11 protein-coding genes are annotated in these 11,827 nt (G+C 53.0%); 3 read left to right on the plus strand and 8 right to left on the minus strand.

The genetic code is table 11. The annotated features are described in order from the left end of the window. Window positions 1-2: 2 nt before the first annotated feature. Both ACN080_RS07695 and ACN080_RS07700 read left to right on the plus strand, forming a co-directional pair. Window positions 3-1,091, plus strand: coding sequence for a Rieske 2Fe-2S domain-containing protein (locus tag ACN080_RS07695; RefSeq protein WP_419099698.1), 1,089 nt, complete (start codon window positions 3-5; stop codon window positions 1,089-1,091). Beyond that, the gene (locus ACN080_RS07700) at window positions 1,091-2,755 is read left to right on the plus strand and encodes a cytochrome b (protein WP_419113466.1); all 1,665 of its coding nucleotides are present in this window, start codon (window positions 1,091-1,093) and stop codon (window positions 2,753-2,755) included. Before ACN080_RS07695 ends, ACN080_RS07700 begins: the two co-directional genes overlap by 1 nt. An 803-nt stretch (window positions 2,756-3,558) precedes the next feature. On the opposite strand, the gene ACN080_RS07705 is transcribed toward ACN080_RS07700, so the two are convergent. The 5 genes from ACN080_RS07705 to ACN080_RS07725 all read right to left on the minus strand — a co-directional run bounded on the left by ACN080_RS07705 (window position 3,559) and on the right by ACN080_RS07725 (window position 8,605). Then, window positions 3,559-3,960 carry a cytochrome c oxidase subunit 4 gene (locus tag ACN080_RS07705; RefSeq protein WP_419099696.1) on the minus strand — a complete coding sequence of 134 codons (402 nt, stop codon included), beginning with the start codon at window positions 3,958-3,960 and terminating at the stop codon, window positions 3,559-3,561. A gap of 9 nt (window positions 3,961-3,969) precedes the next feature. Next, entirely contained in the window at window positions 3,970-5,670 is a 1,701-nt protein-coding gene (ctaD, locus tag ACN080_RS07710; RefSeq protein ID WP_419099695.1) for a cytochrome c oxidase subunit I, read from the minus strand. A 10-nt stretch (window positions 5,671-5,680) separates the two neighbouring features. Beyond that, window positions 5,681-6,550 (minus strand): cytochrome c oxidase subunit II, encoded by an 870-nt coding sequence (gene coxB / locus ACN080_RS07715; RefSeq protein WP_419099694.1) that lies wholly within the window; start codon window positions 6,548-6,550, stop codon window positions 5,681-5,683. A 217-nt stretch (window positions 6,551-6,767) separates the two neighbouring features. Continuing rightward, window positions 6,768-7,124: a HesB/IscA family protein gene (locus ACN080_RS07720; RefSeq protein WP_419099693.1), complete on the minus strand. Its 357-nt coding sequence runs from the start codon at window positions 7,122-7,124 to the stop codon at window positions 6,768-6,770. An 86-nt stretch (window positions 7,125-7,210) separates the two neighbouring features. Beyond that, window positions 7,211-8,605, minus strand: coding sequence for a M20/M25/M40 family metallo-hydrolase (locus ACN080_RS07725; RefSeq protein ID WP_419113467.1), 1,395 nt, complete (start codon window positions 8,603-8,605; stop codon window positions 7,211-7,213). Between the two features lie 56 nt (window positions 8,606-8,661). Between ACN080_RS07725 and ACN080_RS07730 the strand changes: the two genes are divergently transcribed. Beyond that, the gene (locus tag ACN080_RS07730) at window positions 8,662-9,273 is read left to right on the plus strand and encodes a DUF3043 domain-containing protein (protein ID WP_419099691.1); all 612 of its coding nucleotides are present in this window, start codon (window positions 8,662-8,664) and stop codon (window positions 9,271-9,273) included. A 70-nt stretch (window positions 9,274-9,343) separates the two neighbouring features. Here the strand turns inward: ACN080_RS07730 and ACN080_RS07735 are convergent, their stop codons facing one another. The 3 genes from ACN080_RS07735 to recO all read right to left on the minus strand — a co-directional run. Further along, window positions 9,344-10,429 carry a quinone-dependent dihydroorotate dehydrogenase gene (locus tag ACN080_RS07735; protein ID WP_419104504.1) on the minus strand — a complete coding sequence of 362 codons (1,086 nt, stop codon included), beginning with the start codon at window positions 10,427-10,429 and terminating at the stop codon, window positions 9,344-9,346. A 51-nt stretch (window positions 10,430-10,480) separates the two neighbouring features. Next, entirely contained in the window at window positions 10,481-11,260 is a 780-nt protein-coding gene (locus ACN080_RS07740; RefSeq protein WP_419113468.1) for an isoprenyl transferase, read from the minus strand. A 4-nt stretch (window positions 11,261-11,264) separates the two neighbouring features. Beyond that, window positions 11,265-11,827 (minus strand): DNA repair protein RecO (recO, locus tag ACN080_RS07745; RefSeq protein ID WP_419113469.1); only part of this gene is annotated, 563 nt, incomplete at its 5' end.

Consider the following 11,827-nt stretch of genomic DNA (forward strand, 5'->3'; position numbering starts at 1 on the left):
ACATGGGAAACCATAGTGACGGCGCACACGAAAATGCTGCCGTAGTTACCTCTCAAGAGGCAAGTAAGGAGAAGTTCCCCAACCCGGGGCTTCCCCCGCATGCTCCGCGACTCACCGACGTCGATCCCAAAAAAGCTAAAGGTGCTGAGCGACAGGTAGTTCTACTATTCGTCATCTCAATGCTGGGTTCACTGCTCTTTTGGTTCGGCTACTTCGGGATTGAGGTAACCGGCAACTTCTACGATGTCATGAACCCCGAAGCAAACAACATGCTTCGCCTGCAGAACCTCCTGCTGGGTCTAGGCATCGCATTTGCCATGTTCGGTATCGGCATCGGTATCGTCCACTGGGCACGCTCGCTCATGCCCGACCATGAAATGGTCGAAGAGCGTCATGCAGTCACCTCTGAGGAGGATCGAGCTGAGGCACAGGAAATCGTTGAAACTGTCATCGAGGAATCAGGCATCAAACGACGCCCGCTTCTGCGAAACACACTCATCGGCTCTGTAATCCTCGCTCCCCTGACATTCGTCACCCTATTCCGGGACTTGGGACCGGCTGATCCTTCAGTACTGAAGTACACACTGTGGGATAAGGGTGTTCGCCTTGTACGCGACCCCTCGGGTACGCCCATCAAGGCTTCCGATGTCACTCTAGGCTCCGCCTACCACGTACTGCCTGAGACCCTGTCAAGCCTTTCTCATGAAAATGGATATCTTGAAGAGAAGGCAAAAGCAGTAGTGCTACTGATGCGCCTAGATCCTGACGAGCTCAACGTGTCCCCGGGCCGCGAGGACTGGAACGTCGATGGCATTATTGCCTACTCAAAGGTTTGTACGCACGTCGGCTGCCCTATCGCGCTCTATGAACAGCGGACCCATCATCTACTCTGCCCCTGCCACCAGTCGACCTTCGATGCGGCAAATGAGTGCGAGGTTGTATTCGGTCCGGCAGGTCACGCCCTACCTCAGCTGCCCATCGCAGTTGATGAAGAAGGCTACCTAATCGCTCAAAGCGATTTCCATGAACCCGTAGGCCCCGGCTACTGGGAACGCGCACAGCAAATCAAGGAAATGGCAGGTGAAGCGTAATGTCTACTTCATTGCAAAATGACTACAAGGCAAAAACCTCAACGGGAAAGATCGCTCAATATGTCGACCAGCGGGTTGGTGCCTCCGGTATCATCAAGGAGTTCGGCCGTAAGATCTTCCCAGATCACTGGTCATTTATGTTCGGTGAGGTTGCCCTTTACAGCCTAGTAATCCTGATTATTTCGGGAACCTTTCTGACCTTCTTTTTCAACCCCACCATGGTCTCCGTAACCTACGATGGTTCCTATGTGCCCATGAAGGGCACGCACATGTCTGCAGCCTACGCCTCTGCCCTGGATATCTCCTTTGATATTCGCGGTGGACTCCTCATGCGTCAGATCCACCACTGGGCGGCTCTGATGTTTATGATGGCTATGTCAGTACACATGCTACGTGTCTTTTTCACCGGCGCCTTCCGACGTCCCCGTGAACTAAACTGGGTTATAGGAACTGTCCTGCTGATCATCGGCATTCTCGCAGGCTTTACCGGCTACTCCTTGCCTGACGATGTTCTTTCGGGCAATGGTTTGAGGATTATCGACGGTATCTTCAAGTCCATACCTCTGGTTGGTACTTACATCTCTCTTTTCTTCTTCGGTGGAGAGTTCCCCGGCGATGCCGTAATCGGTCGACTTTACAGCCTACACATCATGATCATCCCAGCTATGCTCCTCTTGCTGGTTGCCATTCACATGTTCATGGTTGTACTTCATAAGCACACCCAGTACCCTGGGCCTGGCCGGACTGAAAACAATGTCGTTGGCTTCCCTGTCGGTCCTGTTTATGCAGCAAAGGCTGGCGGTTTCTTCTTCATCGTTTTCGGTATCATTGCCTTCCTGGGCGCGACCTTTACCATCAACGCTATCTGGAACTACGGCCCCTACGACCCCTCACCTGTACAGGCAGGAACCCAGCCTGACTGGTATGTCGGCTTCGGCGATGGCGCTCTTCGCCTGTGGCCCGGGGTCTGGCCCTGGCCCTGGGAGTTTGAGTTCCTTGGTGGAACCTGGGTTCTCAATGTTCTTCTCCCCTTTGCCTTGATGGCCGGTTCCGTCATGATGGCCATGGTCTTCTGGCCCTGGATTGAACGCTGGGTTACCAAAGACGATCGTGTTCACAACATCCTTGATCGCCCCCGGAATGCCCCGTTCAGAACTGCTTGTGGTGTAGCTGGTATTACTGCCTACTCATCCCTCATGATTGCTGCAAGCTCGGACCTCATTGCAACCCATTTCCATGTCTCACTCAACGATGTGGCCTATTGGTTGCGTGCCTCCTTTGTCCTGGGCCCCATTATTGGGTTCCTGCTCACTCAGCGCATTTGCCTGTCGCTTCAGCGTAAAGACCGTGAGCTGGTTCTGCATGGTGTTGAAACAGGTAAGGTTGTTCAGCTGCCCCACGGCGAGTTCATTGAGGTTCACAAGCCTATTGATGAATACCGCCGCTACGAGCTGGTTTCCTTTGAGTCACCTGCGCCAATTCCTGCTCAGCCCAATAAGAAGGGTAAGATCAGCTCGATTGAGAAGTTGCGTTCAGGCATCTCAAAGATTTGGTTCGAAGACCGCGTTCTTGCCGTCACCCCCACAGAACTAGAAGTTGCTCACCATGAGCATCACGGCGATCATGCTGTGACTGCTAGCTCTGCAGAATCAATCGAAAAGTAAATATAGGTTGTAGTTAGGTGTGGGGCATCCGCTTATGCGGGTGCCCCACATTTGTTTAAAGCGGTTTAATCTGTAGCGGACGAGCTTTCTCTGCTGGTGTGCCTCAAGGGGCTTATTGAGGGTATAACCCCGGCTACTCCCCTATGCCTGGAAGCAATACTGGAAGCTCAATAGATGGGCGCAAACCTTAGTGCTCGGATCATGAGTGATCTGTTTGAAAAACAGTTTGTCTCAGAGACGGCGTGTCTTGCTGCGACACAAGCTCCTTAGGCGCGAATATGCCTTCTGGGCTGTTCTGGGCTGTTCTGGGCTGTTCTGGGCTGTTCTGGGCTGTTCTGGGCTGTTCTGGGCTGTTCTGGGCGTCGCTTAGCCTGGTGAGCATGCCAAAAGCCTCCTGCATAGGATTGCACTAGAGTTGGAGCCCCTTAGCGAGGTTTTCAATTCGCCCCTACTAGATAGGCCCATACGGTTAGACAACCAGCTCTATCTGGCGAAAGGTAGTCATAAAACTCTAATCAACTGAAGCTAAGAGCTAAGGACTCCGTACCCCCAGAAGGTAAAAAGAAAAACCAAACAATAAGGGGTAACTTGCCCCCAGGCGCACCCGCCGTCTCGCACAGATCTAACATGGCTTCAATACACCACTTGCAGGGAATCAAACCTTCTCATCAGCGCTCTTCCGCTAGATTTTCAAGCCAGCTACCATCACTACTCTCCCCGACAGGAAAGTACCAAACACATAAAAGCGGAGCCCATATCTTTTCAGATATGGGCTCCGCCTTACTTTTATGACCTATTGGCCCTTAGTGAGCGTGATCGCCACGGTTGTACTCATAGACCCAACCAATAACAGCGGTAGCGGCAAAAGGAATGGCCAGGAGAACAATCCACCAGTCAATTGCCAGACCGACTACAACAATGGTGCAAGCAGCGCCGATGAAGAGAGGCCACCATGACCACGGTGAGTAGAAACCATAGTCACCAGCGCCATCTGCAATCTCACCCTCAAGGTTTTCATAGGGCATATCGGGATGCCGCTTATCTGTGAACTTGAGAAAGAACCACAGGAACAAGCACATGACCGCAGTAGCCAGGATGGCCGGGAAGCCAGCCCACTCAGTGAAGTCAGTCATCACACCATAGACGATACCGACAGGAATGAGGAAGACACCGATCAGCCCAAAAATATTACCTAGAAGTTTCACGCATGTCTCCTATCGCTCGGTAGCCTGGCGGGCAGCCGCAGCAATATCGTGATTGGTTGATAGCTCGGGATGATGAAGATCCAGCGCCGGGCGTTCTGAACGGATACGGGGTAGAGCCGTAAAGTTATGGCGTGGAGGAGGGCAAGAAGTTGCCCACTCCAAGGAACCTCCAAAGCCCCAAGGGTCATCGACCTCAACACGCCTGCCTGAGCGAGCAGTTGTAAAGACATTCCAGAACCAAGGGATCATGGAGACAGCAAGAATCATTGAGCCAAAAGTTGAAAGCTGGTTCATCCAGGTGAAACCATCCTCAGGCATGTAGTCGGCGTAACGACGAGGCATGCCATCAACGCCCAGCCAGTGCTGAACGAGGAAGGTGGTGTGGAAGCCAATGAACAGCAACCAGAAGTGAATCTTTCCCAGACGTTCATTGAGCATCTTGCCAGTAAACTTAGGCCACCAGAAGTAGAGAGCAGCAAACATGCCGAACACCAAGGTACCGAAAATTACGTAGTGGAAGTGAGCAACCACGAAGTAAGAATCCGACAGGTGGAAGTCCAGCGGAGGGGTGGCCAGGATAATACCGGTGATACCGCCGAAGAGGAAGGTAATCAGGAAGCCAACAACCCAGAGCATAGGGGTCTCGAAGGTAATTGACCCCTGCCACATAGTGCCAATCCAGTTGAAGAATTTAACACCGGTGGGGATACCAATCAGCATGGTCATGAAGGAGAAGAAGGGCAACATGACAGCGCCAGTAACGTACATGTGGTGAGCCCACACGGTAACAGAGAGAGCGGCGATGGTAATGGTTGCGAAAATCAGGCCCTTGTAACCAAAAATCGGCTTACGAGAGAATACCGGGATAATTTCAGAGACAATGCCAAAGAAAGGCAGTGCCAGAACGTAAACCTCAGGGTGACCGAAGAACCAGAACAGGTGCTGCCAGAGAACGGCACCACCGTTTTCAGGATCAAAGATGTGGCCACCGAGGCGACGATCCATGCCGAGCGCAAACAGAGCAGATGCAAGCGGCGGGAAGATCATGATGATGAGAATTGCGGTAATCAGTGTGGTCCATGTGAACACCGACATACGCCACATGGTCATACCGGGGGCACGCATGCACAGAATGGTTGTCAAGAAGTTGACACCACCCATGATGGTACCGAAGCCCTGCAGTGCCAGGCCAAAGATCCAGAGATCGCCACCTACGCTAGGGCTGTAGGTGGTGCTGTTCAGAGGTGCATAAGCAAACCAGCCGAACGAAGCAGCGCCCTGAGGCGTCAGGAAGCCTGCAATAGCTACCAAAGATCCAAACAGGAAGAACCAGAAGGCCAGGGAGTTCAAACGAGGGAAAGCAACGTCAGGGGCACCGATATGAAGCGGAACCAGTACGTTTGCGAAACCAGTGAACAGAGGCGTGCCAAACATCAGCAGCATGAGCGTGCCGTGCATGGTAAACAGCTGGTTGAACTGTTCCTTAGTCTGCAAGAGCTGCATACCGGGTGAGTAAAGCTCAAGGCGCATGAGTAGAGCCATGACACCGGCTAAGCAGAAGAAAATAAATGCTGCAATCAGGTACATGTACCCGATTGTTTTGTGGTCGGTGGAAGTCAGCCAATTGACGATGATGCGTCCCTTTGACTTGGGAACCACCCGCGGAACAACACTACCGGTTGTCTCCGCTGAGTACTCAAGAGTAGTCACGGGTCACCTCTTACTGGTTGGTGTTCATGTTAGGGTTACGGTTTTGCTCATCACCGAGGCGGCCTTCTTGACCGGAATCCCTCAGCGACTGGATGTAAGCGTCGTAGTCTTTCTGGCTGACTACCTTCACGTTGAACAGCATCTCTGAGTGGTATTCCCCACAGAGTTCGGCGCACTTACCCTGGTAGGTGCCAGGCTCGCTACCGGTGGTGAAGTACATGTGGTTAGTCATACCGGGGATGGTGTCGCGCTTCTCAAGGAAGGCGGGGACCCAGAATGAGTGAACGACATCATGAGACTTAAGCTGAATGTCCACGGTTGAATCCACGGGCAGGTAGAGAGTGGGGAGTGTTTCCTCAACTCCTACCTGTCCTTCCTTATCCAGGCGAGCCTGAACACCAGCAAAGTAGACATTTTCGTCGATGTAGTTGAAGTCCCAGGACCACTGCTTACCGTAAACCTCAATAGTTACGTCAGCAACATCCGACTTGGGAGCAGTAATCTCACGCTCCGCTTTATCGGAGAAGGTGAAGAAGCTGACAATCAAGATGATGGGGATTGCGGTGTAGAAAATTTCCAGGGGAAGGTGATAGCTCACCTGGCGAGGATAACCGGTTTCGTACTTGCGGCGACGGTAGGCGATAAGGCACCAAATCATGAGACCCCAGGTGACCAGACCAACTGCCAGTGCAGCGATCCAGGCACCAATCCAGAGCTCCATGATGGTATTTGCGTTATCGGTAACACCACGCCTGGTGGGCAACCAGCCCACCTTTGCCTGTTCTGAACAACCGGTCAAGAGCAGCGCAGAAGCTGCTGTGGCAAGGACAAGTGCCTTGCCCTTCAGCCCCTTGCTGCTGGTTCGATGCTGCGAACTCACAGACGGCCCTTCCTGTAGCGATGTGCGTGCCACCCGGTGCTGTGTATGGACAGCATGAACCCAGGTGTTAAATCTTTCATTACGAGCTTACCCTCAAATGGGCGTAAAAAGTGACAATCTGTCACCTAAGCAACGTGTCATTTCACAAGTATTTCACTATTAAAAGCAGAAAGAGGGGCACACCGTGGGTGCGCCCCTCCTGGTAAACAAGCAAGACTTAGTGGAAAGAATCTCCACAAGCACATGATCCCTGAGCGTTAGGGTTATCGATGGAGAAGCCCTGCTTCTGAATAGTGTCTTCAAAATCAATAGTTGAACCATCAAGATAAGGCACGCTCATGCGGTCCACGATAACCTCTACCCCATCGAAGTCACGGACAGCATCGCCATCAAGAACCCGCTCGTCAAAATAGAGCTGGTAAATCAGGCCAGAGCAACCGCCGGGTTGAACTGCGATGCGCAGTCTTAAATCAGTGCGCCCCTCCTGCTCGAGCAAGCTGCGGACTTTGTCAGCAGCAACCTCTGTGAGATTGACACCGTGGGTGGGAAGTTCCGTGGAAACTGTTTCAGTCATTCCATGAATCCTTTCATTCGACTAATTCGCCTTTATCTTACGCCTTTATTAAATTTTGGGCGACCTGTTCGCAGACAGGTCAACTGTTAGCAGTCAAGACATTGGGAGGAAATCATCAGCGCTTCAGCCAGGATGGCTTTTTTGAAGTCTGGCAAAAAGAGCGACTCATTGGCGCTGTGGGCCCGAGTGTCGGGGTCTTCAATACCTGTGATGAGAATCTGGGCGCTGGGGAAAACCTCAGTGAGTGTCGCGATAAAAGGAATGGACCCTCCTAAGCCGGTTTTAACGGGTTCCACCCCCCAGGCTTGGGCGAAGGACGCCAGCGCGAGCTGAGCACCGTCACCATCAACTTCACCCTTATACGGGCGTCCAGAATCTACAGCACTGTATGTAATCTCAGCCCCAAACAGGTTATTTTCTGCACAGTGTCGTGCCAAAGCAGAGTGAGCAGCTGCTGGGTCCTGGCCTGGCGCAAGACGAACGCTAATCCTTGCTTTAGCAGTCGCCGCAAGAGTATTGGCTGCTTCAGATACAGGAGTGATGTCCATGCCGATGACTGAAATAGCCGGCTGGGACCACAGGCGTGAAGTAATAGAGCCCTTACCAGCAAGTTTCATCGACTTGACGATACCCGAATCCGCCCTAAAATCTTCTTCAGAATATTCAACCTCAAGTTCAGGGGAAGAGATTAAACCTTCAACTGCAACCGAACCTTGAGTGTCATGGAGGGTGGCAAGCAACTGAATAAGAACCGTATTCGCGTCGAGAAGGGGCCCACCGAATACCCCTGAGTGAACGGCATGGTCACTAACCTTCACCGAGATATCACCGCTTGCAACACCTCGCAGACCCACCGTGAGAGCAGGAACTCCTGCCCGCCAGTTGGCTGAGTCTGCCACGACAATATAGTCACCTGAGAGCTTCTCACGGTAAGTTGCAATGAAACTATCGAAACTGGGTGAACCCGCTTCTTCTTCACCTTCAATAAAGAGGGTGACCCCGGCTCTAAAATCATCGCCCAAGACTGCTTTCACAGCTCTAAAAGCGGCCAGATGGGCGATAACTCCAGCCTTGTCATCGGCTGCCCCACGCCCAAAAAGTCTATCCCCCTTTTGCTGAGCCTTAAAAGGTTCCGTCTCCCAGAGTTCGAGATCACCGGCAGGTTGGACATCGTGGTGGGCGTAGAGAACAAAAGTGGGGTAACCCGGGGCGGCAGACTTCGAAGCTAGAACTGCGGGCATACCCTGCTGCCCCTTACCGTAGGTAGCTGTCAGAACCTCTGCCGAGTCAAAGCCAGCATCAAGCGCAAGCTCCTGAACCTTCTGAGCGCTCCGAGCAACTTCATCCAAATCAAAAGATTCCCAAGCCACCGAAGGAATAGCTACTAGTTCTGTCAGCTCCTGGACATATTGCTCGAATCGCTCATCAATGAAGCGAGCTAGTTCATCACGTGCCGAAAAATTAAAACATGTTGTTGTCATGTATCCCAGAATACGCCGAGCCACTATAACTTTGAACAACTTGCTATTCTTAAGGGGTGTTTGGACGAAATAAGAAATCAGTAGAAACAGCGGATGCCGCAGCAATTGACTCCGCTCCCCCCGCCGCAAGCGACAAAGATAACAAGCCCGCAAAATACACGCCACCGAAGGGACGCCCTACCCCATCACGTAAGGAACGTGAAGCTGCGCGTAAGAACCCTCTCGTTCCCGCTGACCGGAAGGCCGCAAAAGAGGCCCAGCGCGCAGCAGAGCGTGAATTCCGGGCTAAGCAGCAACAGGCCCTTCAGACCGGGGATGAACGCTACCTCCCGGTTAACGATCGCGGCCCCCAGCGTCGATACATTCGTGACTACGTTGATGCCCGTTTCAACGTAGGTGATTTTATGCTGATTGTCATCCTGCTGATTTTCATTATCGGATTGATAGTTCCCGCTACACAGCATTTAACCGCTCTACTCATGTGGGCAATGCTTCTGCTGTGGATCCTCGATTACTTCATCATGTGGCGCAAGCTCAAGAAAAAGCTAACCGAAAAATTCACCACTCTTGAACCTCGTTCTGGTCTCTACGCTTTCAACCGCACCATGATGATTCGTAGGTTCCGCCTGCCTAAACCGCAGGTAGAACGAGGAAACTACCCCAGCTAATAGAGCTCACAGGCGCATGAGAAGGGCCGCTCACCACTCGGTAGCGGCCCTTTATCGTATCTGCTGGAGACTAGGAAGCTTTCCTCAGTTTGAGGAGCTCTCGGTTGATGTGCGCAGCCCAGAGCGGCCCCTGATAGATGAAGGCTGTATAACCCTGAACCAGGTCGGCCCCAGCATCTAGCCGTTCAGCAACATCCTGAGCAGTTGTTACACCGCCTACAGAGATCAGCGCGAGCTTATCCCCTACCTCTGCTTTCAAGAGCTTCAGAACTTCAAGCGAACGATGCTTGAGTGGCTCCCCCGATAGGCCACCAGCACCGAGTTCCATGACCTTATCCATGGGGGTTATCAGCTCCAAGCCCTCACGAGCAATAGTCGTATTGGTGGCGATAATGCCGTCGAGGCCAAGGCGCAGAGCCATGGCGGCAAGGTCTCTGATATCCTCATCGGCAAGGTCAGGCGCAATCTTGACGACCAGAGGAACTCGTCGGCCTAGCACTACCCTATCGGCCTCAGCACGCACAGCGGCAAGAAGCGGCTCGAGGGTTTCGATAGCCTGAAGATCCCTGAGCCCAGGAGTATTGGGAGAACTTACATTAACCGCAAGATAATCCGCCTGAGGCGCAAGAATACGGGTGCTGATCAGATAATCCTCAATGGCCTGGTCCAACTCAACGACCTTGGTCTTACCAATGTTGATACCAATAACAGGACGTACCTTACCCCGGTATTCGGCATCAAGGTCAGCTCTAGCCGCAGCTACCCTCGGTCCAGTGTCTGCTGCACCGTTATTGTTAAAGCCCATGCGGTTAACAATTGCACGGTCCTCAAGCAATCTGAATAATCGTGGCTGAGGGTTACCAGGTTGGGCCTGGCCTGTGATGGTGCCAATCTCGACATGCCCAAAGCCCAAGTTACCCAGAGCTACGATAGCCGTACCCCCCTTGTCAAAACCAGCGGCAATTCCAAAAGGAGATGGGAACCGGATACCCATGACCTCCGTGGACAAAGAGGGGTCAGGCGAGAAGAACCTGCCACCCCACCGCGTCACACCCGTCGCTCGCAGGGTCTTCACACCCCACATACCTAGATGGTGGGCCTTTTCAGGGTCCATCGGTTTAAAAAAGAGCTTGAACAGGGTTGGGTAGATCCGCATCGGGGACCCCTTTCAGCTAGGGCATCACAACTGCCAATTTGTAAGCAAAAACTAGGGTTTGCTGACCTTATCTACCGCCCCACCGTAGCGTCTATCGCGAGAGGCGTACTCCTGGACAGCCTGCCATAAGGTGAGACGGTTTACATCGGGCCAGAGAACGTTCATGAAGACCATTTCGGCGTAGGCGCTTTGCCAGAGCAAGAAGTTTGAAATTCGCTGTTCGCCAGATGTGCGTAGGAACAGGTCTACATCGGGTAAATCGGGTTCATCAAGGTAGCGCTGGAAAATTTTTTCGTTGATGTGTTTGGCCTTCAGCTTGCCGCTAGCAAGATCCTCGGCAAGGAGGGCTGCTGCATCGGCAATCTCGGCGCGCCCCCCATAATTGACGCACATGGTCAGGGTACACAGCGTATTGTTCTTGGTCTCTTCCTCGCATCTTTCAAGGAGCGAGATGACGGACTTCCAGAGCTTAGGCCTGCGGCCGGCCCACCGAATACGGACGCCCCAGGACTTAAGCGTTTCTAATTGGCGTTCCAGCACTTCGGATGAGAAACGCATCAAAAAGGCAACCTCGTCGGGTGACCGACGCCAGTTTTCCGTTGAAAAGGCGTAAGCAGAAATGTAAGGGATGCCCATCTCAATTGCGCCAGCTACGACCTCAAGAAGTGCCGCCTCCCCCGCCCGGTGCCCCTCGTTCCTGGGCAGACCGCGCTCGTTAGCCCACCGCCCGTTCCCGTCCATCACCACGGCAACATGCTGAGGGACAAACTTACTGGGGATAGCAGGAGCTACAACACCACTTGGGTGGGCAGGTGGCTTGATGACAGTCATAGGGCTATTGTTCCTTTTCCAAGGTTGCTAGGGTCTTCAGCGGCTTATCCAACTGCCACTGCACATAATCCATGATAAGCCCGGACATTCTATGGGCTAAGACTGATGGGAACTGCCCGGTAACAGCAGGCCAGTCCCCACCAGCAAGTACCTGCAAATACTGCGGAGTCTGTGGCGGTACCGGGTAAATGCGGCTGAAATCACCCGACCGAGCGCAGCCAGTGCAGAGCAAGCCAACCTCAGGAGAATAGTAGGTAAGGCCATCCTCGAGACCGCATGATGCGCACCTAGCTAAAGCCATACTCCACCCCGCAAGATGAAGCGCTCTCAGCAGGTAGGAATCGAGAATCCGATACGCTGGGAGCTCCCCCGCGGCCAGGGCAGATAAAGCACCAGCCAGCAGAACGAACTGGTCCTGAAGCCTATCTTGCTCGTGGGCCAGTAGCTGCTCGGCCACCTCACAGACCACAGCGGCCACCGTGTAGCGAGTGTAATCCGCAACGATAGGTCCAAGGTAGGCCCGTCGGGTCACGACCTGAGAAATCGTCGCCAAATTTTTACCGGCTG

The organism is Rothia sp. CCM 9416, assembly GCF_048513535.1.
In the GTDB taxonomy this organism is placed as follows: Bacteria; Actinomycetota; Actinomycetes; order Actinomycetales; family Micrococcaceae; genus Rothia.